The organism is Gordonia jinghuaiqii, assembly GCF_014041935.1.
In the GTDB taxonomy this organism is placed as follows: domain Bacteria; phylum Actinomycetota; class Actinomycetes; order Mycobacteriales; family Mycobacteriaceae; genus Gordonia; species Gordonia jinghuaiqii.
On the sequence record NZ_CP059491.1, the window covers coordinates 2,739,473 to 2,760,409 of the forward strand.

The following is a 20,937-nucleotide window of genomic DNA, read 5'->3' on the forward strand; positions in this document are numbered from 1 at the left end:
CTATGCCGGCTAACCTGACGTACCGTGTCGACCTTCAAGCGATTATCTGACTCCGAGCCGATGCTGGCGACCCCGCCGCGGCGTAATGCGAAGATCACGACGTTGGATCTTTTCGCTGGCGCTGGCGGGTTGTCGGAGGGGTTGAACACAGCTCCCGGCAAGAGGTTCAAGGCCGTCCGGGCCGTGGAGTGGGAACTCGCTGCTGCAGCCACGTATACCCTCAACCACGGTGGACGCCTGCGCGACGGCGCCGTCGAAGGTGGACCCGTGTACGCGGGAGCTATCGAAGACTGGCTCGCGGAGGATGACGTTCCGCAGGTTGACGTCGTGGTCGGCGGGCCTCCGTGTCAAGGGTTTTCGACCCTAAACCGAAACGGCGTTGGAGCTGACCGGAACGAGCTCTGGAACCTTTACGCGCAGACCGTAGAGAAAGCCAAGCCGAGCTATTTTGTGCTGGAGAACGTTCCCGCTTTCCTGAAGTCCGAGCAGTGGCTTGTGTTCCTGGAGGCGCTCAGGAGAGGAATCCTCAGGGACTACGAGATCAACTTCGGAGTCCTGAACGCCGCCGATTATGGAGCGGTCCAGGCGCGAAAGCGAGTGATCGTTGTCGGCCACCATAGGGACCTACCAGCGCTCGGCCTACCCGAGCCAACCCATGCCGCTGGCCACCGTCACCTCGCCGAAGCGCTACTTGATGTACCTCGCGCGGTCGACCGGATCGGCATCCCGGCTGGCACGGTTCGGTTCCGGGAGGACGAGTTCCCTGGGGTCTTCTCCACCCGCGACCTCCACTTCGGACGTTCCTATACACAGCTCTCGCTCGACCGGTTCAAGGCGATCTCACTTAATGGCGGCAGCCGATCGGAGCTACCAGACCACCTTAAAGCTCCTTGCTGGCTAAAGCACAGCAAGGGAACTGGCGATGTCATGGGTCGGCTGACCTGGGAAAAGCCGTCTGTGACGATCCGCACAGAGTTCTTCAAGCCGGAGAAGGGCCGCTATATCCACCCGGACGAGGATCGAGTCATCACGCACTACGAGGCAGCGCTCATCCAAGGTTTCCGTAAGGACTATCGATGGGTGGGTAAGCGTGAGGAAATCGCGCGTCAAATTGGCAATGCAGTTCCGATTCCACTCGGCGAAGCGATTGGACGCTTGCTCATAGAGGGGATGGACGAAACCGAGGGTCTTGCGGTCGCCACGTCGGCTTAGGCCCATTGCCTCCGCAGGGCTAGGGAGGCGACTGTCAGATTGACGTTCTCCCTATCTGTCGCGCGAGTTTGCCGGAAAAGGCTCTACCCGCTCGTGAAGGAGCCCGCCGCCGACGGGTTCCCATGGCGGTGTCGTGCCGGGTCCTCAAGCTCTCCCGTCAGCCGTACTACGGATGGATGGCCCCGGGTCACCATTGCCGAGCTGACCGCGGCGTACAAGCCCGCCTGGGCTGGTTGACGCCCGTTCGAGTTCGAAGCAATGATCAACACCGCCGCTGCCGCGGCATAACACCCCAAACTGTCACCTGTCTGTGCAGCAGTCCCTCCTCACCTCCACGGGTGAACTCGGCGGTGGTCTCGGCGACTTTGGCCCCAGCGGAAGGATTTCGTCGCTCAGAGCGGACTGTGGGCACCCAGTGATTATCCGAGCGCGGCTGGCAGAAGGTGAAGGTCATGCGTCGTCCGAACGAAGGAGTTGTCGCTGCGGCGTGATCCCAGTCCACGCACCTCGTGCCTGGTCAGCCGTCACCTCACTGTCAAGACAGTGGGTGAGGTGTGGCGGAGTCCGAACTGATCGGCTAATTAACTTTCCGAAATAGCCGAGCGAACCACATCAGGCATGTCGCAGTATGCCCACCAAGAATTCAGAGTCAGCCGTGAACGGCCGCACATCCCACGACGACAACAGCAGGTCAGGTGCAAACCCAGCCGACGCTGCATCCTCGAGGAACTCATCGAACGCATAGTCCCGACCGGCACCAAACCCGAGAACCGCACGACCATCCTCCCGAAGATGAGCACGCAACCGCTCGAGCACCGTCACCCGCGTACTCGGCGCGAGAAACGCCATCACGTTGCCCGCCGAGACGATGATGTCGAACGGCTCCTCGATGCCGCGTGTCGGCAGATCCAGTTCCGCGAGATCACTGACCAGCCAGCGCGGACCGGGATGATCCTCCTCGGCAGCCTGGATGAGCACCGGGTCGACGTCGACGCCGACCACGTCGTGACCGACCTCGGCGAGATATCCACCGACACGTCCCGGGCCGCACCCTGCGTCGAGGATGCGGGATCCGCGCGCTGCCATGGCGTCGATCAGTCGAGCCTCACCGACCAGGTCGTCGCCCTTCGCCGCCATGGCACGAAAGCGCTCGACGTACCAGGTGGAGTGATCGGGATTCGCTGCGACCTGTTGCATCCAGATGCTCTGTTCGACCATGCCGCCCATTGTCCCAGAGGCCGCGGCGCACCCACGTACGTGCGCCGCTCCGGCCGGTCACGCGCGCGTAGCCGTCGTCCCCAGATTGACCTCCAGCACGGTCCCTGTGGTCAGGCCCGGATCGTCGACGAAGTACATGACCGCGCGGGTCACATCCTCGGGTTCGAGCCAGGGGACACCCAGCGGGCCGAGACCGGCGAACACCGACCGCGCATCGTCGGGGGTTGGGTCGTCGAGGTCGGGTCGGAACCGCCGCAAGGTGGTCGGATTCATGACCATCGGGGTATTCACCGACGTCGGGCACACGACGTTGGCGGTGATGCCGTACGCACCGACCTCCAGGGCGACCGATTTGATGAAGCCGATGATGCCCCACTTGGTGGCGGCGTAGTGCGAAAGATCCCGCATGCCACCGCGACCCGCCCCCGACGACACTCCGACGATCCGCCCGCGACCATTCGCCTTCATCGCTCCGACCGCCGCGCGCACACAGTGGAACGTCCCGGTCAGGTTGGTGTCGACGATGTCGGCCCACTGGTCGTCGCCGATTTCCTCGACCGGTGTGAATGCGCAGACGCCGGCGTTGGCGACGAGGATGTCGAGCCGTCCGTGCTCGGCCATGATCGCGTCGACGAGTTCGGTGACTGCTGCCGCGTCGCGCACGTCCAACTGCGCCGCGGTGGCCCGGCCGCCGTCGGCGGCGATCTCGGCGACCGTCGCAGCCAGTTCTTCTTCGGTGGCCAGCGGGTAGGGGATCGTCGGCACCTGCCGGGCGATGTCGCTGACGATGACGTGGGCTCCCGCTGCGGCCAGCGCGCGAGCGTGGGCTCGTCCCTGACCGCGTGCGGCGCCGGTGATCCAGGCGACCTGCCCGGTCAGGTCGGTCATCGTTCCTCCTCGAAGCCGTACACGCCGAGTGCGTTGCGGCGATAGAACCGGTCCTGCTCGTCCGCGGGCTCGTCACCGATGATCGTGTCGAGGGACTCGACGAGATCGGCATAGCGGCCGCCGATGTGCTCGATCGGGATATTGCTGCCGAAGATCACCCGGTCCCAGCCGAAGGTGTCGATCGCCGGTTCCACCCACGGGCGCAGAGTCTTCGCGGACAGGTCGCCGGTGGACATGCCGAGCCCGGAGATCTTGCACGAGGCGGAGGTCGTGTCGGCGCATGCGGTGAGGGCGCGACGCCACGCGGCCCGGGCGTCGACGTCGGTCGCGGTGGGCCACCCGGTGTGCTCGAGGACGACGGTGAGATCGGGGAAGTCCGCGAGCGTCCGCAACCAGCCGTCCATGGTCTCCGGGTGGGCGGTGAGGTCGAAGACCAGGTCGTGGTCGTCGAGCCAGCGCAGCACAGTGCGCGCCGCCCGCGAGTCCGGTTCGAAGCGGTAGAGCACTCGTGCTCCTCGGAAATGCGGTGTGATCGCGGCCTGGGCGTCGAGGTCGGCGCAGATGTCGTGCGCGCTCAGCGTCGGGTCGACTGACCCGACGAACCGCATGTCCACTCCGTGGTCGGCGGCCACCTTCGACACCCACCGCAACTCGTCGAGGTACGCGCGCGGCGCGGTTACCGCCGAGACGTGCACGTACTGCTCGACGCGGAACCCGCCGGCCGCCGCCGCGTAGTCGTCGAGACCGAAGTCGGAGTAGAGCTCGGGCTTGCCGACATCCTCGGCGAAGGCTTGCAGACCCGGATACCAGGGATGGTTCAGGTCCCACAGGTGGAGATGGGCGTCGACGACGTGTTGAGGCATGAACTCATCGTCGACGCCGCGCGCGAAAACGACCAACACCCATTGCTTATCGATCTAGCATCACAGGATGCTAGATGTGTCGCTGCGTGAGCTCGAGTACGTCGTCGCCGTGCATCGCGAACGCAACTTCACGCGCGCGGCACAGCAGCTGCACATGGCGCAGCCGGCGCTGAGTCAGGCCATCCTCCGGCTGGAACGACGCCTCGGAGTGCGTCTGTTCGACAGGACGAGTCGCCGGGTCGAACCGACGGTGGCCGGACACAACCTCGCGGTCGACGCTCTCGACATTATCGACCGCGTCGGTGCGGCCATCGTGCGAACAACGGCCACACCGCGTCGTGCCGTCACCGTGCACATCAGCGAGCCCGCGCTCGAAACGCCACGCAGACTGATGGCTGCGCTACGCTCCGCCGACCCCGCGTTGTCCATGCACCTGACGACGCTGCCCCGGTCGCTGACCGGCGACGACGCCAGGGGAGCGCAACTGTCGTTGACCATCGGGGCACCGATCCAGGTGGCGGGTGCGCGAAGCACGCCGCTGCGTGCCGAACGCGTCGGCGCGCTGATGGACGTGAGACATCCGTTGGCGCCGCAGGTCTCGGTGACCGGCGACGATCTGGAGCGTTATCCGGTGGTGTCCATCGACGATCAGCTCAGCCAGTGGAACCGATGGATCGCGCAGTGGGCAACGAGTCAGGGCCGACCCCCCAGATGGACGACGTCGGCGGTGTTCGGCATCGTCGCCAGCAGCGACATGGTCACCGACGGTGAGAGTCTGTTCGTGTGCCTGGAGTCGGTGGCCGCAGACGTCAGCGACAACTTCAGGTGGCTCCCGCTGGCGCCCACCGTGACCGCATCGTGGTTCCTCAATTGGATGGACGCGCACTCGGATTCACCGGAAGTGCGTGACTGTGTCAGTGCCGCAGCCGCATTCGCCGAGGAATGTGGGTGGATTACGGGCGGGAGCCTGCCCGGCCGGTGAGGCGCTATGCGGCACCCTCACGCACGAGATGTGCCCGCAACGATCCTCCGTCGTTCGACACCCATCCACGTTCACGCGCATACGCGACCATCGCCTCGAACTGCCGGCCGTCGAATCCCTCGGTCGCAGCCAACCGTTCGGTGAGGGTGCCGATGTCGATCCACGCATGGTCGCCCTCGATGTCACCGAGGCCGGAGTCTGCGAGTTGCTTCCCGACGTCGGCGGTGGTGAGGCATGCGTCGGCCTCGACCTGAAACCGGCGGTCGTCCGTGGCCTCGAGCACCTCGACCCGGCCGGGCTGGACGGATATGTACACGACGAAGGACCTCCAGGTGTGTCAGGTGGCGTCGAGAATCGGGGAGTGGGTGCCGAAGATGCGACCGTGATAGGTCAGCGGTGGCGCCTCCTCACGAACGACGTGCCGCACGGCGCCGACGATGATTCTGTGATCTCCGCCGGGAACGAAATTCTCAGCAACGCAACTCATCCAGACTGCTGCGCCGTCGAGGGCGGGGAGTGTCTCGCTGGTCGCCCAGCCGACGCCGTCGAACTTCTCGTGGCCCTTCCTCGCGAAGGCGAGTGCGACGTCGGACTGGTGTGAGCCGAGCACGCTGATCGCGAAGTTACCCTGCTCGCGGATCACGCCGAGGAGTTCCGAGTTCTGGTCGAGCGCGATGGTCACCATCGGCGGTTCCATCGACAATGACATGAACGCGCTGACGGGAGGGTGCCGTGCGGCCGGTCGCCGTCGAAGGCCGTGACGACGGCGACCGGGGAGCACACGTGAGCCATCGCGTCGCGGAATGACGCCTGTAGCGAGTCGGCGGCTGATGTGGTGGCGGACATCGGGTTTCAGGCCTTCGATGCCAGTTCCTGCTCGTACTTGCGGGTCATGTGGTCGACGGCCTCGAGCTGTTTGGCGGCGTGAGCCTCCCGCACGGCGCGCGCGTGCTCGGCGGCGTCGAGCGTCGCCTGCGCCTGACCTTGGAAGTGCGGGAACACCTCCTGCGCGAAGAGCTCCGCGGAACGCATAGTGTCCTGCGGGTTGGCCCAGTCGTGGCCCATCTGCAGGAGGCACCCGAAACCTTGGGACTGATCCCACAGTCGCTGGACTTGGGCCCGGGCCTGTTCGGGGGTGCCGATGACACCGATGCCGGCCTGGTTGATGAAGTCGATCATCTCGGTCAGCTTGCTCCCGGACACCGCCATCTGCGGGAACGCCGCGACGTGCTGGAAGTAGTCGAACCACTGCTCGATGCCGTACTCGACCTGCCGGTATGCCTCGGCTTCGGTCTCGGCGATGTGGAACGGGCCGGCGAGGGTCCACTTGCTGCGGTCGACGGTGACGTTGTTGGCCGCGGCGCGTTCTTCCATGACGTTCCAGTGGTGGCCGAGGGCGTCGAAGCCGTCGGCGGACAGCGTCGCACCGATCGACAGCAAGCCGAGTCCGTGCGTACCGGCGAGCCGCGGTCCGGTCGGTGAGGCGACGGCGGCGACCACGACGTCGATGCCGTCGGCCGAGTAGGGCGCCAGCTGGAGCTTGGCGTCGAACAGCTCGTGCGTGCCGGTCTTCGCGGAGACGGTCTCACCGCGCAGCAGGCGCACGACGATGTCGAGGTTTTCTTGCAGGAGTTCGCGGGTCTCGGTGGGGTTGAGGCCGATCATCGCGGAGTCGGTGGGCAGCGAACCCGGCCCGACGCCGAAGATGGTGCGCCCGCGCGTCATGTGGTCGAGCTGCATGATGCGGTCGGCCGCCCACAGGGGGTTGTGGTAGGAGAGCGAGGTGACGCCGGTGCCGAATCGGATGCGCTTGGCCCGCTGGGAGGCGGCGGCGATCATGATCTCCGGCGAGGCGATGATCTCGCTGCCCGCGGAGTGGTGCTCGCCGAACCAGGCTTCGTCGTAGCCGAGGTGATCGAGGTGTTCGACCAGGTCGAGGTCCCGTTCCAGCGCTGCGGTGGGGTTGCGGCCGGGTGCGTGGAAGGGCGCCATGAAGTAACCGAAACGAAGCCTGCTCACGGGATGTCTCCTGTCGATCTGCCGGCCGGCGGTCTGTCGGCCATAGCCCCAACCGTAGGCACTGTGTGACCGGTGCCACAGTGCACCAAAGTGGACAGTTTCGTTTGCTGGCGCACGGGCAACTCAAGACATGAACCGCAGTAGTGTGGCCTACGCCACATTTGGTGTCGTAGGCTGCGTGGGTCGGGCTCGTTGGGAAGGGGTAGGCCCTTGGCCGGTCAGACGGTCGCGTTACCCGCTGCCGAGTACGAGCGCGTGTTCGCGGTGCTCGACGCCTGTACGCAGGCGAAAACCCTTTCCTCGTTCAAGACCGTGCTGATGGACGCACTCCACGAGTACTACGACTGTCTGAACACGACGTTCTTCGCTGGTCCGACGTTCGTCACGGCGTTCTCGGATCCCGATCCGGTGGTCACCGGTCGGATCGCGCCGATGATCGGCGACTATCAGGCGCGGTGGTATCCGAAGGATGTCTTCGCTTCGGTACAGGCTCGGGTCGCACTGTCGAGGTATCCGGCGATCTCGGCGGAGCACCTTCGGGGCTTACCGGATGCCTCGGTGACCTACCTTGAGGAGTTGCATCGCAACCGACTGCACAGCGCATCGGTGATGCACCTCGACCTCGCCTACGACTGCCATGGTCTCGTCGGGTTGTTCGACTCGGAGGGCAGGGGACCGGACCGCAATCGGCTACATGCGATGGGACTGCTGTCGCGCCAGTTGTCGAACTACGCGAAACTGCTACCGGGACAACCGGTGCCGTCGTGGAGGGACAGGCTGTCACCGCGACAGATGGAACTGGTCGAGTTGGTTGCCGACGGCCATACCAACGAGGAGATCGCCGCGATCCTGAACCTGGGACTCGACACGGTGAAGAAGTACGTCAGCCGCGTGTTCACTGCTACTCGGGTGCGGAACCGGGCGGAGTTGGTCAAGCTCGTGTGCGTGGATCGGTTGGTCGAGGGTGATGCCTTGTCGCCGGGCCGCGACGGGCGTGATTCTGCGGTCTAGTGCGTGACCCCGCGGCGATTTGGTGCGGAGGGGCCACTCAGGACAGGTGAAACGCGTCGGTCGAAGGTGCTGAGCCGCGGATCCGTGGCTCGCGGCGTTGGTTACGAAAATCGCTCGCGCGTGAATAGAACGACTACGAGTCGTCCGAGAACCTCGGCACCCGGACCTGGTCAATGCCGGGGATGCCCTCGGTGAAGGTCGAGTTGAGCTGGCGCCAAGTCAGATCGAGCAGGTACGAAGTTGGGATATCGGGATTGAGCGTTATATAGAACCGGGACGGATTGTCGCTCCTAAAGTACTTTCTTGACTTCACCCACCCCCTCGGGTCAGGTTGTTCAACATCGGACCACAAAGGGGCAAGATCACAATCGAACCACCGACTATAGGGGACTTCCAATTTCGCGTTTCTCATTCTAAGGCGAGTGGGAAATGCCATTTCTCCCGCGAGGAAGTACTTTGCAGCATCGTCGAACCTGCCAAACCACGACTTCTGCAAATCATCGAACTGGCCCGCAATGCTCTTACTGGTTGTTCGAATGCTGAAATACTCGCCCTCATCAAATATTGAATAGTCGGTATAGCCATCCGAGTCTTCAGGGTTCCCAGGTCCCCGCGGTATAAGAAGACGATCGCCATCGAAGTAGGGCGCTTCGTATAGGGGTGCCGATCCTCTGATTGTTCCGTCCTGTACGAGGTGCTCCTGTAGGGCGGACCAATACTCCATCGATGAATAAAGGTTCGCAAGTCCATACCAACGGTCCATTTAATCCCCCTCGTCCGAAAACCTCGGCACCTCGATAGTCTCGACGCCTGGAATACCGTCCCGGAACGTCAGGATCTGTTCACGCCAAGTCAAAGTGAGAAGAAACGACGTCGCGGTGTCGGGATTGATCGCGATGTAGAAACGATCCGGGTTGTGTATCTCGGAGTATCGTTTGGACCCCATTAACCTTGATGGGTCGGGTTCCAGCGCCTCCGCCCAGTTTCCGGGCCAGCCCGCGATCCAACCACCGACGGTTGACAATCTCAAGACCCTCGGTTCGCAATCGCCGACGTGTCGGTGACGCAGCCTGTCTGGCAGTGAAGTAGTCGCTGCGAGGGCACTCCCTGCCTCTTTTCTGAGTCGTCTTTAGTCGTCGGAAAACTCTGGCATGCGTACGTGCTCGATACCCGGAATGCCTTCGGTGAACGTCGCGTTGAGCTCGCGCCAACTGAGTTCGAGTAGGAACGACGTGGCGGTGTCTGGGTTGAGCGTGACGTAGAATCTTCCTGGGTCGTCGCTCCGGAAGTATCTTTTCGAATCAATGAACCCATTCGGATTAGGTGCAGAAACTTCGGACCACAGAGGCGCAAGCCCTCGTCCTGACCACCGCCAGTTGACCACTTCCAGGCCACCGCTACGAACCCGTAAGCGAGTGGTGGACGCAACCTGGCGTCCTAGAAAGAACTTCGCGGCGTCGTTGAATGTCCCGAACCACCCCTCTGCTGTTTCGCTGAAAGTGTCCCCTCTAGTCCGTCCGGAAGTCTGAATACTGAAGTAATGTTCCTCATCAACGATCGAGTAGTCTGTGTATCCGTCGGAGTCTTCGGCGGTGCCCGGACCACGAGGGATGACCAAGCGACTGCCACTCAAGAATGGCATTCCATAAAGTGGTGCGGCCACCCGGAAGTTGCCCTGTCCTGCCAGTGATATCTGTATCTCAGACCAGTACTTCAAAGAACAGTATAGATTAGCAAGTCCATGCCACCGGTCCATGAGAGTCCCTTCTAATATTCTGAACTAAGATACCGGCTTAACAACTTCAGCGTCGACGAGTCTATCCACTGAAACTTCCTTTTCCGTCAATCTGTCCACAACCACCCACTGCTTTCCGCCGCCTGGCTGACCGAACGCTTCCGCGACTTCGCCGTGGCGCAATTCCCAGTCCTTCGGTAGTGGTTGTCCCGTCCCAACATACTCGGCGTAAGGTCCAGCCTTCCCTGGCTGCAATGCCCTCGCGCCATACGAATCCCCCTCGCGGCCCATGAAGCCACCGCCGCCGTCGCCTATTCGGTCTAGGCGCGTACCTGCCGGGATGTGGTCGGATACGTGATAATCACCTGCGAACCCGTGGTTCGGTGGGTACGCCCAACTGCCCCGACCGTCGTCCCAGTACCGATTGAGGATCTGCTGTGGTGTCAGGTTGCGGTAGGGATTGTTGGCGATCGCGTCGTCGATCATGTTCTTGGGCACGCCTCCGGCTTCGAGGGACCTACGGAGGAGGTCCGGGTCGGCGGCACGTTTTAGCTCGTCATGCGCCCATGACGGGATCTTCTCAAGTGCGGCCGCGAGTTCGGCTGCGCGCACCGACCCCGTCGACATCCGCATGGAGAACATTGCCGCGCGGGCGCCCATCAGAGCCCCAAGATCACCGGCAGCGGCAGCCACGGGGTCCAGGACATATGCGACTGGGCGTGCTACCTGCCCGGCCGCGGTCGCGAGAACTCGGATGACACCGGCAATCCGGGCGCCGGTGTGTGTTGCCTTGGCGAAGCCCGCCGCGGTAGCCAGCACGCTACTGAGACCGGAGGTGACAAGGACCAGTGCAATACCGATGGCCGCTGCAACCAGCAGTTCACACGCCAGGTCCTCGACCAACTCACCGATCTGCTCGCGCGTCTCACGTACCTGGGTGGCAAACCCGTTGCACAACTTGGCGACAGCGTCGCAAGAGTCGGCGACGCCACCCAGGTGCCGGTCGATCAGCGCTGCCTGGTCCTGCGCTGGTTCGACCTCTACAGACCGTTCCGAGGCGATCGGTTCGATTGCCGAACGCACCGGACTCTGGTGTTGACGAAGTGACGTCGCGGCGCGGGTCCACGCGTCACCTGCCTTCGTGAGTTTGTCTGGGTCTCCGTCAGGGAAGACTTCTCCCTCGATGAACTCCTTCAGCTTCTCCCAGTTGCTGGGTTCACCCGGACCACCGAACGAACTGCCCACCGACAACGTGGGTATCGTGTCGAGCTTCTTCAGATTGCCGCTCGGGTTCGCCGGGGTGCACAGGCCGATCGAATCGTTGACGTTCGCATGATTGACAGCGGATGCGTCGAGTAGCTCGGCCATCTTGCCGCATGCGTTGCCCAAGAGGGCAATACCCGCCAGGAGGCTTTGCGGACCGTTCACGGTCTTGTCGTAGCTCTGCGCGAAGGTCCTCCCAGAGCTGTCGCTGCCTGCCATCTGACCGGACGAGCTCAACGCGACAAACAGTGTGTCCAGCGTCCTGCTGATATCGGCATGAACGTCGACAAACGCGTCGGCCGCCTGGGTGAATGACGCAGGACGGACCGCAACGGCACCCGGCGTCACGGCCACATTGTTCGTTGGTGTTCCTGCAGGTCCCGGAAGGCGTTGTGGGAGTGGTCAGCCGCTCGTCGAATGTCGATGATCGCGTCGCGGATCTCGGTGGCACCCTCGCGCCACTGGCCGTGGGCACTCCGGTGTGCGGTTGCTCCCTCGCCGGTCCATGCGACGTGCAGATCAGTGATTCGTAGCTCGAGGGCTCGCGTGAGGTCGTCGACGTTCCTCGCGAACCGAGTGAGATCGTCGACGAAGCCCGCCACCTCATCGAATTCGATGCGGTAGGCACCTTCGGAGATCACGGGAGCCTCAGCGCGGTGTACGGTGCTGAATCCTCGATGTGCCGCGCGCTCGAGGTGTCGCTGTGGGCATATGTCTGTGCGGCCGAGGCGAGTAGACCTCCCATGGTCTCCAAGCCGGCCACGACGCTTGCGACGCCTTCACAACAGTGACCCCACGGCTCGGAGTAGGAGTCTGCGGCGGTCCCAGACCAGGTGCCGCCGAAGAGACTCTCGGCTCGTTTGGTAATTCGGGACCAGTGGTCGGTGATGTCGCCATGGGTTTCCGCGACGTCCTGCGCTACGGCCCGTAGTCGTTCCAGATCGGCTTCCAGCTCCATTTGAGTCCCCCTTCGACGAGGCGGGACGTTACCCAGCCTGGAGGGGAGATCGAGATGGTTGTCCACAGGGGATAGTCATCGGTACGTCAGAACGCGTACCGGCAGTAGGGTCGTTGTGCGATCGTTCCGTCTGGCGACGACGAGGACACTTTTGTCTGGATTGCCGCTCAGGATCTTCTAAGTCGTTGCGACACATCCGCAATCGCGGATTCGAAACGCTCTCGTCCTCCGTCGGTGTTCAAGCCGCGCATCGAACAGTGGGGAATCTTGCCGGCAGGCACGTAGATGTCCGGGCGGGCAATCGCCGCGCGACGCCAACCATCGCGGGCGGCTGCTCCGAGAAGTAGGACGATCTCAAGATCGGGCAGGAGGTTCACCATTTCGCGTGTCCAACGAACACCACGAGCACGCTCGGCAGGCGTGGAGCCGCCGTTCTTCTCTCCGGAAACCGGGAATGGTACGACGTTCCAGTGCACAACGTCGGCCCAGTCGACGCCGTGGCGCATGTACGCCTCTCGACAATTGCGAGCCGTTCGGTCGTTGTTGTCCAGGCTCAAAAGTCCTGAACCGGTGTTGGACTCGGCTTTTGTGGATGGGTTGTCCAGCAATACCAGCATGCGGGCGGCGACGCCTCCGGCGTCTGGGTCAACGTAGGGAACCTCACCGTGGGGGAGTCCTTCAGCATCGGCGACCCGATCAGCCAGCGCGTTCAGCGGCGCCACGTGCGGTTCACGAATCCGGGCGAGCTTGGCTGCGAGAAAGTTCGAATCCGCATTTCGACCGTTGCTCATGCTTCCTCCCGACTGACCGCAACCCTAGGACGCTATTGCCGGGAAGACGATCACCGAACCGTCCTTCTCTTGGACGATGTCGATCGTCACGTCCGGTTGGCGGGCCGGAAGCTGAGCTGTTCGACCGAGCTCGCGCAGACGTCTCGTAGTGTTCAAGAGCTTGTCCACGTCACCGGAGGAGAACATCACGTCACGAATGCCGTGAGAACGGTCGAGCTCCAGCGCGGAGAGACGCAGCAAGACCGCGTCAAGTCGCCGTGCTGTGGCCTCAACGTCGCGCTGCTCGGCGTGCAGGATCGCAGCGAACCGTTCGAACGGGTTGCCCTCGGAGAGCTGGGCGTGCTCGACGGCCTGGAGCACGAGAACTCGTCTCTTCATCGCGATCGCCAACTGCGCAAGCTCGACGTGGACGTAGAACTCACTGCCCGGCGTCTCTATCCCCGGGATGGCCTTCGCGAGGTGGTTCAGCTCCACCTTGTCGTGGTCGAAAGCTTGTAGTTCCTTCTCCCACTTCGCGATTCTGGAAGTTGCTCTGGACATGGCTGTCTCGATTGCATAGACAGCGGAGTCCAATCCGAGCGTGATGCCGATTCGACCCTCGTCGAGGACGATGGACGTCGCCTTGGCTATCGCGCCCCGGCATGCTTCGAGGCTGTGCTTCTCTGTCTCGAGATTCTCGGCGACGAGCTTCTCGAGTAGTTCGGTGATGCGCTCGAGCGTCTTCTGTCGCTGCCGGTCGGCGTGGGCACTCACACCGACAGCCACCGCCATCAACACCAGCGGCGCAGCGATGGTGAGCGCCCCAGCGCCCGCGGCGGCTACACCGGCCGTCGTCGCCGAGCCTGTAGCGGCACCCGTTGCCGCGACCTTCCCGGCACTTACAGGAACGAATGACGCTTGGGCAGCGATCTTGGAACCACCCGTTAGTGCGCTGTGTATTCCGCCCGTAACGCTTGACGACGCCATCGGCTTGACCAGGCCGCCCGTCACCTGCGCGGCGACCTTCGCCGGCACCACCATTCGATACAGCGTCTCGCCGCCGTCGGCAACGACCTTTGGTGTCTTGGCGACAAGCTGCGACAACTGCTGCGCGAGAGGACTGACACCGTGTAGATGAATGCCTTTCGACCGGTCGACAGACTCCGTCAGCGGGTGGGCCTCCAGCGTCGTGAGCGGGGTTTCACTCAGCTCAGCCAGCGCATTCCGCAGACCGGCCAGTCGGTTGGCCGTCAGCGCTTTGTCCCCGAAGACAGCAGGAAGGTCGGCGGCGTCGGTGACGACCGTCCACACGGGAACCTCGACGAGCTCGTCGGACATACGGCCTCCAGTTACGTTGCGAATCAACCGAATGTAGCTGACGACAATGACATCCCTGACAGTTCATCCGAACGGGTGACAGGACGAGAACCAGTCAGTCGTTAGCACCGAGTGTGGCGCAGAACCGAAAAAGCGTCCTGCGCCGACTTCACGCGCAAATGTGGGACGCCCGAACCATCTCGGCGTTGCTGCAATGGGGTTGCCGCCTAGAGTTGCCGAATTGCCGTATGACCAGTTTCGTGGCCGCGTAGTTCGCAGCACCGGTCTCGCGGGTTCTAGAATGCGAGGACATCCTGTGTTGCCGTCAGATCGAGGTTGGATGCTGGTCGACGTGGAGACTTCGGGGCTGAGTTCGCGACAGCACCGCATCCTGAGTTTGTCTGCGATCGCCGTGGATGCAAACGGTGGTATCGAAGGGAAGTACTCCTCCTTGTTCAACCCTGGGTGCGACCCAGGACCAGTGCACATCCACCGGCTGACCCCCGAGCGACTGCACGGCGCGCCCACGTTCGATAAAGCCGTCCCCCGCCTCCATGAGCTGCTTCAAGGGCGAACCCTCGTGGCGCACAACGCAGGTTTCGACCACGGGTTCCTCGTCGAAGAGGCGCGACGGGCCGACGTCGATCTGCCCATCACGCACCGCCTGTGCACCGTGACACTCGCACGACGGCTGCAGCTCAACGTCGCCAACGTCAAGCTCGGGACCCTGGCCCGTCACTGGAATGTGCCCAAGTACGCAGCCCATGACGCCGCTGACGACGTTCGAACGCTCTTGGAAGTGTTCCGGCGCAGCGTCGATCTCGCCGATGCTCTGGGGCTGCAACTTCCAGTGGTGGCCTGCGGCTCGACGGCGCGTGCGTACCCGGACAAAGTCACGAGAGTTCCGTGTCCGTGGACTGATCCTGGGCGCTACAACGCGGTGAGCGGACTCGTACAGGGAACGAAGGTCGTGATCACCGGCCCGACTTCGACGCCGCGACTCGAGTTGGCGCGACGTCTCTCTGACGCGGGGCTCGACGTCATGAACGGGCTGAGCGGCAGAACGGGACTACTAATCGCGAACAGTGGGGCGCCGACCAGCCGCAAACTGCAACGGGCGCGGGAACTGGGTATTCCGGCAATAGACGAGGCGACCGTCTTATCGCTCGCCTCCCGTGTGGTGCCGGGAGCTCTGAAGGCGGTTTCCGTTGTGGAGATCATCTCTGCGCCTGGGACGAACAGGCACTCCACAAGTCCACAAACGCTGCCCTGGAGTGGACGCCGAATCCTTGTCCTTGGTGGAACTCACGCCGAATCCACCACTATGCGCTCTCGGTTCGTGCAACTGGGAACGGCACCGGCCATCAATCTCACTGCTGGGGTGACGCACGTGCTGTTACTCGATGGGGGAGAGAAGGATCCGCGTCTCGCGAAAGCAGGTCGGCGTGGGCTGCCGATCCTAGAAGCTCGCCACGTCGACGGGGTGTCCAAATCTGACACCCCCGACCCAGCTGAGGTTGAGGCGGGGCACGGGCGAAACGCCGCTGAGTTGCCCGGCGCAGCGACCATGTTGTCGCCTGGCGCGGTCATGGACGTCCCGTCCGACGTAACCACGTTCACTGTCAACGTCGCGTGGAGCGCCGGCGGCTCAGGCAGTATTCACGAAGTCGACGTCGTTGGGTTCGAGCTAGGTCTCGACGAGAAGGTTCCGTCGGACGACGAATTCGTGTTCTACAACCAGCCCGCGAGTCCCGATGGTGCGGTTCGGCTCTCCAACGGCGACCGCGAGCAGGGCATCAGTGTCAACCTATCGGCAGTCGATGACGAGATTCAGAAGATCACGATCGGTGCCGCCATCGACGGTGAGACCTTCGGCGATGTCGGCGCGTTGTCTGTGACGGTCGACACCGCGGATTTCACCCTCGCCACCGCCGTGCTCGATGCCGCAACCACCGAACGTTCCATGATCATCGTCGAGCTCTACCGGAGAGACGGCAACTGGCGGTTACGTGCTCTCGGTCAGGGCTATGACGACGGTCTCGCGGAGTTTGCTGTTCGGCACGGGGTGGACGTCGAAGAGTGACAGAAGTTTAGGGTATTCGTTCCGCGAGAGGCGCACTGGGATTGGTGTGGCAAAGAATGGACTTCGGTCTCGATTCCGTCAATGACACGCCCTATTCTCGACTGGCTCATACAGATTTAACCGACGAGGATCAGTGAGCCGATCGGGATGTACTCACGATGGAATGTTGGCGATAGTTGCCCGAAGGAAATCCTCCGCCGTCTTACACAACTCACCAGTCGGCGGGCGCTCAGGTCCCAATTGTAAGGATGACGTCACCACGACAGCGTCTCCCGACTGAACGTAGACTGCACAGTCAGCGCTGGTGAAGCTCCGACGAGTACGCGCCGACCAGCGATTTCGATATCTGGATACCACTGACTTCCTGCACGGTTGAGCTCCTGATGTCCGGACAGTCCATCACCTGGGTTGATGATGTTCCCAACAACCTGCGATATGGAAGATCGCCTGTCATCCGCCGAGATCCACTCGCATCCTCGGGCGGTCTGAAAGTCCGAAGCAGCGGCGTCCTTGACCGAGTCAAGACGGAGGCGGAAACTAAAGAGGACATCGTTAGGAACCTGCGTACAGGGTTCGTATGATGTTCCGTCGTTGTTAATACTCCAGCGATTGGGAAACTTCGTCGTGAATGGAAGAGCCCTGCCCTCATCGTCCGTCTTCCTAATTCCTATCTGATGAGGGGTCGTAATCGAAGACGTTACGAAGCCGTCAACTGCGACTGGTGATCCCTCGTTCGCACAACCGCCGACAAGTGAGCCAAGGCCCGAGCTCGCAACGATCGAGATGGCCAAGGTGCGTAGATGGTTACGCCTCAATGGTCGCAGCACTCTGGCAGCCTTCTCCCAGAGAACGTGGATTCTCTCGCCGACCGGACCAAAGCGCTGGCGAGGTGGGTGAGTTGCGGACAGACCACAACCGGCCGGCTTAGGTGCGCCGGTACGGCGGTGCCCCACCGCGCCACGAGCGACTACTGGCACGAGCGACTACTGGCGGAACCGAGCGGAGCGCGTTCACCTATTTGGGAATCTCTTTCATCGTCGCGCGCAGAAAATCTGCCGCAGTCGCGCAGATGTCTTCAGTCCGTGGCGGATTCGACTCAATCCTGACAATCGAAGTGACGACGACTGCAGTGCCTGAGGTAACGTACGCTCCACAGTCGGACGCTGCCATGGACCCGAGCAAGACATGCCGACCCACAATCTCGATGTCTGGCAACCACGTGACCCCCGGCGAATACTCCTCTTTGTGTGCAGAGAGTCCACCATCGGGGCTAAGCATGTTTCCAACTGACTGGGAAAGAAAGGATAGTCGGTTGTTGGCAAAAGTCCACTGGCACCCTCGCGCTGTTTGGAAGTCAGAACCTGCTACGTCACTTACGGACTCGACATCGAGGCCGAACTGGCGAACAACTGACTCAGATACTTGGGTACACGGCTCGTAGGAGGTTCCGTCGTTATTAATGCTCCAACGATTCGGAAAAGTAGTTCTGAATGGCAGCTGTCGGCCTGCGTCGTCGGTTTGCCGTATGAGAGGAGTCGAAGAGGAATGGTGCGCTCGCGACGACTCCGACGCCGGTGTACCAGAGACGGAACACCCCGACACCGCGATGCCAACTACTGAAGCAAGCGCCATGGCAGCTGTGCTGCGGATAGCGTTATTACGCTTCAATGTCGGCGGCACCTTGAGAATCAGCATGTTCGATCTCAGACGACGCTACGAGACACTGGTCGCTAAGGACGTCGGTGTTGATCGCGAGTGTCCTCCACTGTTCGGACAGAGAACTCAGGGCCCCTCGAAGCGAACTGGTGAACTGTTGCCCTTCGATGCAATCACCGAACCTGTTGTTTCGCGCACTACCTTCAAGCAGCCTGGTAGCGCGTGCCAGTTCCGCCGCGACTTCCGCCGCAACGCCCGCCCGTCGCTGCCACAGCGCATGTTCCGAACGGAGCACCGTCGCCTCGCCGTGCGGGCTGACCGGCATCGGGGGAGCAGCCTTCGGTAGCAACGAGTCGTCCGAGAATGGTGTTGTCACTGGTCCCCCTGACTCCCGACGCTCGGTCCGGCGCCTCTCCCGCCGAACAGCCTAGCGCGACTGGTGAGATTCGCCAGCGCTTCCTGCGCCCTGTGAGTGGCCACCCTGGTTGTGTGTCACTGACGTGTCACCAGCAAATCGTTGCGAGTCCCCGGTCCTGGGTCCAGCTCGCCATACGACCGGAGAACCACGAACCAGGCTGACGCGCAGCACGCACCACCTACCGTGAACCAATGCCCACAACCGACCCGGACACTCGCCTCGACGACCTCGCCCGCATCGAGTCGATCAAACAGCTGAAGTATCGGTACTGGCGTGCGTGTGACGGGAAGAACCCGAGCCAGTTTCGAAGTTGCTTCGTCGCGTCCGGCGCCCGTCTCGACTACGGACCCCTCGGCACGTTCGACGATGCCGAACCGATGGCGAAGATCTTCGAGCAGGTGGCACTGCATCGGGTCGACGGGAACTACGCCATTCTCGACATGCACCACGGGTTCCATCCCGACATCACCCTCACGTCGACGACCACGGCAATCGGACGGTGGACCCTCAAATTCCGCCAGGTCAACCTCATCGACCGCACCGAAACTCTCATGGCAGGGGAGTACGACGACGAGTATGTAGTCGAAGACGTGGAGTGGAAGATCGCGGCGAGCCGACTCACCGAACGCTGGTCGCTACGTCGACCGCTCGGCGACGACGCCACCGTCCGGACCGGAACCTTCGACTCCTGACCGAGCCCACACGCCATTGGGCAAACAGACGCGACCCGAGACCCCTCCGACCCGACCGCGATCGGGTCGGTCGCCAAATCAGGGCCGGGCCGCATCGCCGCGATTAGGAAACAAAACGCCATGAGAGACAAACGATCCCACCGACGAGTCGGTGGGATCGTTGCTCAGGACAGGCAGGCGATCGTCAGGGGTGGACGCCGCGCTTGTTCAGCCACACCTGCGGGTTGATCTTGTTGCCGTTCGCATCCCAGACCTCGTAGTGCAGGTGGGGTCCGGTGGACTGGCCGCGGTTGCCGACGGTCGCGATCTGCTCCCCGGCGCGCACCTTCTGGCCGGCACGAACGAAGCTCTGGTCGACATGCCCGAAGACGCCGATGGTGCCGTCGTCCTGCTGGACTCGGACCCACTGTCCGAAGCCGGAGGCCGGGCCGGACTCGAGGACCACTCCGTCGGTCACGGCGTAGATGGGGGTACCGATCTCATTGGCGATGTCGACGCCGTTGTGATTGGTGCCCCAGCGTGGGCCGTAGCCCGAGGTCACGGTGCCGCTGACGGGTTTGACCGCCTTCCGGATGCCCGGGTTGCCGGGAGTGAACACCGACGGCGGCAGCACGTCGCGCACGAGGCCGTCGATCTCCGGCGGCAGCACGTCGCGAACAAGGCCGTCGATCTCCGGCGGCAGGACCAGGTCTGCGGGCAGCTTCAGGTTCTCCGGCAGCGCAACGTTCGAGGGGATCGGCAGCTGGGGCGCAGGCTGCGCCGATGCTTGCGCCGCGTTGCCGCCGGTCAGGCCGACGGCGCCGACGAAGGCTACGAGCGCACCCGCTCGCACGGCCGTCCGGGTGTTGGTGCACGGCGTCGCGCGATGACGGCCGGGCCGTCGGGTACGCGGTGTCGCGTCGAGCACTACGCGGGAGGAGTGCAGCGTCGAGTTGTGGGTGTTCAGTCGGTGTCGAGGCACAGCTTTGTCCATCTCAGATTGGGTAACGGTTCGGTATCAGCAAGGACACGACGAGGTTACCGCCCGAGACCTGAACAGACCCTGAGAAGGAGCCCTCGGGATGACCGACCTCACGTTGGAAGTGAACGTCGACCGAGGTCACCGGCGATTTCTCGAGCTGCGCCGGAAGCAATGATCCCGCGAAGGAGACTAGGTACCCGGCTACCGCGGAAGCAATGACTCCGCCGCGTATCGACCGGCGCGCTCGAAACTCTCACCGACCTCGAAGTCGGGGTCGATCTGCCAGTACCGCATGCTCGACACGTAGATCGCCGCGACCATCTGCGCCAGGAAGGCCGGCGGATGATCGGTCCGCACATCGTTCTGCTGCAGGCCGCGCTCGATCAGCCGCAGCACCTGCGAGGTGAAGAGGTGACTGCGTTCGCCCAACGTCCCGGACATCGACGAGATCCGCTCGATCTCACCGGTCACCACGCGCATGTACTCCGGGTCGGCCGCCGACGACTGTCCGAAATCGACGAACATGCCGAGCACCCGCTCATAGGTGCTCAACGGCTTGGCGAGCAACGCGTCGACGACATGCGAGAACGACCCCATCAGATCCGCGTACAGCGCAGTGAGCAGATCGTCCTTGCTGGGGAAGTAGTTGAAGAAGGTCGCCCGTGACACCTCGGCGCGCTCGGCGATCGACTCTACGGTCGCGGCGGCGGGATCGATGGCCAGCAGTTCCCGCGCAGCGGTCAGCAACCGGTCTCGGGTCTGCTGCTTGTTGCGTTCCCGCCGGCCGACGGGGGCAGCTTCGGTCATGGGATGTGATGCCTTCCGTCGGGGCGAGAGATCCCTCAGGCACCGATTCTTGCATTCGGCCTCCAAAGTTTGGATGCTCATCTA

General features: G+C 62.9%; 19 protein-coding genes and 1 pseudogene. 5 read left to right on the forward strand and 15 right to left on the reverse strand.

Annotated features, from left to right (window positions below; genetic code table 11):
• The first annotated feature begins 24 nt into the window (after window positions 1–24).
• On the forward strand, window positions 25–1,212 hold the full coding sequence (locus H1R19_RS12170; RefSeq protein WP_244970682.1) for a DNA cytosine methyltransferase: 1,188 nt from the start codon (window positions 25–27) through the stop codon (window positions 1,210–1,212).
• Between the two features lie 612 nt (window positions 1,213–1,824).
• Here the strand turns inward: H1R19_RS12170 and H1R19_RS12175 are convergent.
• Genes H1R19_RS12175 through H1R19_RS12185 form a run of 3 tightly spaced genes read right to left on the reverse strand, consistent with a single transcriptional unit; the run spans window position 1,825 to window position 4,181 of the window.
• Window positions 1,825–2,430 (reverse strand): class I SAM-dependent methyltransferase, encoded by a 606-nt coding sequence (locus H1R19_RS12175; RefSeq protein WP_219849141.1) that lies wholly within the window; start codon window positions 2,428–2,430, stop codon window positions 1,825–1,827.
• Between the two features lie 57 nt (window positions 2,431–2,487).
• Window positions 2,488–3,318, reverse strand: coding sequence for a mycofactocin-coupled SDR family oxidoreductase (locus tag H1R19_RS12180; RefSeq protein ID WP_219849142.1), 831 nt, complete (start codon window positions 3,316–3,318; stop codon window positions 2,488–2,490).
• A complete protein-coding gene (locus H1R19_RS12185) occupies window positions 3,315–4,181 on the reverse strand; it encodes an amidohydrolase family protein (RefSeq protein ID WP_219849143.1) in 867 nt (288 codons plus the stop codon). The genes H1R19_RS12180 and H1R19_RS12185 overlap by 4 nt, the downstream gene beginning before the upstream one ends.
• Window positions 4,182–4,248: 67 nt before the next feature.
• Here H1R19_RS12185 and H1R19_RS23355 point away from each other — a divergent pair, with 67 nt between their 5' ends.
• On the forward strand, window positions 4,249–5,163 hold the full coding sequence (locus H1R19_RS23355; RefSeq protein WP_219849144.1) for a LysR family transcriptional regulator: 915 nt from the start codon (window positions 4,249–4,251) through the stop codon (window positions 5,161–5,163).
• 4 nt (window positions 5,164–5,167) lie between these two features.
• On the opposite strand, the gene H1R19_RS12195 is transcribed toward H1R19_RS23355, so the two are convergent.
• The 3 genes and pseudogenes from H1R19_RS12195 to H1R19_RS12205 form a co-directional block, all read right to left on the reverse strand.
• Entirely contained in the window at window positions 5,168–5,479 is a 312-nt protein-coding gene (locus H1R19_RS12195; RefSeq protein WP_219849145.1) for a hypothetical protein, read from the reverse strand.
• 21 nt (window positions 5,480–5,500) lie between these two features.
• Window positions 5,501–6,009: pseudogene (locus tag H1R19_RS12200) on the reverse strand (flavin reductase family protein).
• 6 nt (window positions 6,010–6,015) lie between these two features.
• Window positions 6,016–7,182, reverse strand: coding sequence for an LLM class flavin-dependent oxidoreductase (locus tag H1R19_RS12205; RefSeq protein ID WP_219849146.1), 1,167 nt, complete (start codon window positions 7,180–7,182; stop codon window positions 6,016–6,018).
• Window positions 7,183–7,392: 210 nt separating this feature from the next.
• On the opposite strand from H1R19_RS12205, the gene H1R19_RS12210 reads away from it, so the two are divergent.
• Window positions 7,393–8,193 carry a helix-turn-helix transcriptional regulator gene (locus H1R19_RS12210; protein ID WP_219849147.1) on the forward strand — a complete coding sequence of 267 codons (801 nt, stop codon included), beginning with the start codon at window positions 7,393–7,395 and terminating at the stop codon, window positions 8,191–8,193.
• 133 nt (window positions 8,194–8,326) lie between these two features.
• Here the strand turns inward: H1R19_RS12210 and H1R19_RS12215 are convergent, their stop codons facing one another.
• From H1R19_RS12215 to H1R19_RS12240, 6 genes are all read right to left on the reverse strand, one after another.
• Entirely contained in the window at window positions 8,327–8,917 is a 591-nt protein-coding gene (locus tag H1R19_RS12215; RefSeq protein ID WP_244970683.1) for a hypothetical protein, read from the reverse strand.
• Between the two features lie 1,056 nt (window positions 8,918–9,973).
• Window positions 9,974–11,539 (reverse strand): glycohydrolase toxin TNT-related protein, encoded by a 1,566-nt coding sequence (locus tag H1R19_RS12220; protein WP_244970684.1) that lies wholly within the window; start codon window positions 11,537–11,539, stop codon window positions 9,974–9,976.
• Complete coding sequence (locus H1R19_RS12225; RefSeq protein WP_219849150.1) at window positions 11,536–11,832, reverse strand: WXG100 family type VII secretion target; 297 nt, start codon at window positions 11,830–11,832, stop codon at window positions 11,536–11,538. The genes H1R19_RS12220 and H1R19_RS12225 overlap by 4 nt, the downstream gene beginning before the upstream one ends.
• Entirely contained in the window at window positions 11,829–12,149 is a 321-nt protein-coding gene (locus H1R19_RS12230) for a WXG100 family type VII secretion target (RefSeq protein ID WP_219849151.1), read from the reverse strand. Before H1R19_RS12230 ends, H1R19_RS12225 begins: the two co-directional genes overlap by 4 nt.
• A 167-nt stretch (window positions 12,150–12,316) precedes the next feature.
• The gene (locus H1R19_RS12235) at window positions 12,317–12,940 is read right to left on the reverse strand and encodes a uracil-DNA glycosylase (protein WP_219849152.1); all 624 of its coding nucleotides are present in this window, start codon (window positions 12,938–12,940) and stop codon (window positions 12,317–12,319) included.
• A 24-nt stretch (window positions 12,941–12,964) separates the two neighbouring features.
• Window positions 12,965–14,257 carry a hypothetical protein gene (locus tag H1R19_RS12240; protein WP_188330229.1) on the reverse strand — a complete coding sequence of 431 codons (1,293 nt, stop codon included), beginning with the start codon at window positions 14,255–14,257 and terminating at the stop codon, window positions 12,965–12,967.
• 319 nt (window positions 14,258–14,576) lie between these two features.
• On the opposite strand from H1R19_RS12240, the gene H1R19_RS12245 reads away from it, so the two are divergent.
• The gene (locus H1R19_RS12245) at window positions 14,577–16,319 is read left to right on the forward strand and encodes a TerD family protein (RefSeq protein ID WP_244970685.1); all 1,743 of its coding nucleotides are present in this window, start codon (window positions 14,577–14,579) and stop codon (window positions 16,317–16,319) included.
• A gap of 1,014 nt (window positions 16,320–17,333) precedes the next feature.
• Here H1R19_RS12245 and H1R19_RS12250 read toward each other — a convergent pair.
• Window positions 17,334–18,014 carry a DUF3558 family protein gene (locus tag H1R19_RS12250; protein ID WP_308258760.1) on the reverse strand — a complete coding sequence of 227 codons (681 nt, stop codon included), beginning with the start codon at window positions 18,012–18,014 and terminating at the stop codon, window positions 17,334–17,336.
• Window positions 18,015–18,584: 570 nt separating this feature from the next.
• Here H1R19_RS12250 and H1R19_RS12255 point away from each other — a divergent pair.
• The gene (locus H1R19_RS12255) at window positions 18,585–19,085 is read left to right on the forward strand and encodes a nuclear transport factor 2 family protein (RefSeq protein WP_219849153.1); all 501 of its coding nucleotides are present in this window, start codon (window positions 18,585–18,587) and stop codon (window positions 19,083–19,085) included.
• Between the two features lie 184 nt (window positions 19,086–19,269).
• On the opposite strand, the gene H1R19_RS12260 is transcribed toward H1R19_RS12255, so the two are convergent.
• The gene (locus H1R19_RS12260; protein WP_188330233.1) at window positions 19,270–20,058 is read right to left on the reverse strand and encodes a M23 family metallopeptidase; all 789 of its coding nucleotides are present in this window, start codon (window positions 20,056–20,058) and stop codon (window positions 19,270–19,272) included.
• A gap of 189 nt (window positions 20,059–20,247) precedes the next feature.
• Entirely contained in the window at window positions 20,248–20,853 is a 606-nt protein-coding gene (locus H1R19_RS12265; RefSeq protein WP_219849154.1) for a TetR/AcrR family transcriptional regulator, read from the reverse strand.
• Between the last annotated feature and the right edge of the window lie 84 nt (window positions 20,854–20,937).